This window comes from Syntrophomonas sp. UBA5494 (genome assembly GCF_002426325.1).
Genome location: NZ_DIPG01000049.1, coordinates 9,509 through 11,040 on the forward strand (window position 1 = coordinate 9,509; position 1,532 = coordinate 11,040).

At 46.6% G+C, this 1,532-nt stretch carries 2 protein-coding genes; one reads left to right on the forward strand and one right to left on the reverse strand.

All coding sequences use genetic code 11. From position 1 onward, the window contains the following. Window positions 1-341: MerR family transcriptional regulator (locus tag B3W37_RS05670; RefSeq protein ID WP_483175024.1), on the reverse strand; the 341-nt coding region annotated here is incomplete at its 3' end. 517 nt (window positions 342-858) lie between these two features. Here B3W37_RS05670 and B3W37_RS05675 point away from each other — a divergent pair. After that, complete coding sequence (locus tag B3W37_RS05675) at window positions 859-1,524, forward strand: acetate uptake transporter (protein WP_481040872.1); 666 nt, start codon at window positions 859-861, stop codon at window positions 1,522-1,524. Window positions 1,525-1,532: the final 8 nt, after the last annotated feature.

Sequence of the window (1,532 nt, forward strand, 5' to 3'; positions counted from 1 at the left end):
TTTTGCTGCATCAGTTCATCATTTTGTTCAATGATCCTGCGGGCTATACTGACCATTTCTTTGATGTTGTTCTCTGGCTGGACGCTGACCAGCCCGGGCTGCTGGCCGTCCTCGCTGTCCTGTGCGGTCTCCAGGGCCAGTTTTATGGCAGTAGTATTCAACCCTTTTTCTTTAAGCTGCAAAACCAGGCGCAATGTGTCCAGATCGGCCTCGCTATACATCCGGTCGCCGCGTTCGTCACGCTTGATTTTTATCTTGAGGCTGTTTTCCAGGTAGCGTAAAGTGTGCTGCTCGATGTTCAGCAGCTCAGCCACCTCACCTATTTTATAAAATCTCTCCATACTCCTGTCACCTTTCCCGAACTCACCTCATAGATTGTTATCAGGTGAAGCAATAAAGACCCATCCCCGACAATCAGGCGCAGGGAGCATCACAAACAGTTGTGAAGCAGTACCCGATGAACACCCGGTTATGAACCTGATTATCAACTTATGAATACCGGTTATGAACCTGATTATCAACTTACTAAGCCAATTATTGTGAAGCCGTTACTTTCCCTACCCCTTCTTAATTTCGCTTATATACTACTTGATAAATGTATATGAGCAGCCGTCCACAATAGGACGGCTTTTTTGTTGCCGTGCTCACAAGCTGAAGCAGCGCTCTGGCCGGGCGTTCTATCAGCTAATATAAAGGCCGCTGTCATTTAGCAGGATTTTCTGTCGGAAATGTTGAATTGCATTTGTCGTAAGAACTTTATTTCACAAATTTATTGCAGGGAAAGGGGGCCGGCTGAAGACGTTTCCAAGGCAGATCCGATTACAATATTTCACATTATACGGGGGGTAATAGTAGAAAATGACTAATGAAATGAAGGTAACCGGTCATATTCAGGAACTGGTAGGCAATCCAACCCCATTAGGCTTGCTGGGGTTGGCCATTGTTACGCTGGTGGCTTCTTCGCAGAAGCTGGGGATTACCGAGGGAACTGCTTATGTTATTCCCTGGGCTATTTTTCTGGGCGCAAGTGCTCAATTTGTCGCAGGATTACTGGACTTTAAACACAACAATACCTTCGGGGGAACCGCGTTTTGCGCTTACGGCTTTTTCTGGTTCGGCGTCGCTATGACCTGGATGACCGGTAATGGCACTATTGGTTTGAACGAAGCTGCTATTATTGATCCCAAACAACTGGGCTTCGCTTTCCTCGGTTATTTGATCTTCACCTTATTCATGACCGTAGGAGCCATGGGGACCAATAAAGTACTCTTTTTAATATTCTTTTTTATTGACTTTCTCTTTTTAGGTCTGTCCTTCAGCAGCTTGCAGATCGGGGATGCACATATGTGGCATGAAGTGGCTGCCTATTCAGAGTTGCTGGTCTCGATATTCTCATTCTATTTAGCCGGGGCCACGGTTTTGAACGTGCATTACGGCTATAGCGTATTGCCGACAGGGGCTCCTTTCGGCTCCTTCCACCGTAAATCGGTGGCTGCCAAGCAGAAAGCCAGCATAGCTGCCTAAGGTTAAAA

Bases quoted from the DNA above. Each gene is read 5' to 3' on its own strand.
- B3W37_RS05675 (WP_481040872.1), top strand. From the start codon at position 859: ATGACTAATGAAATGAAGGTAACCGGTCATATTCAGGAACTGGTAGGC.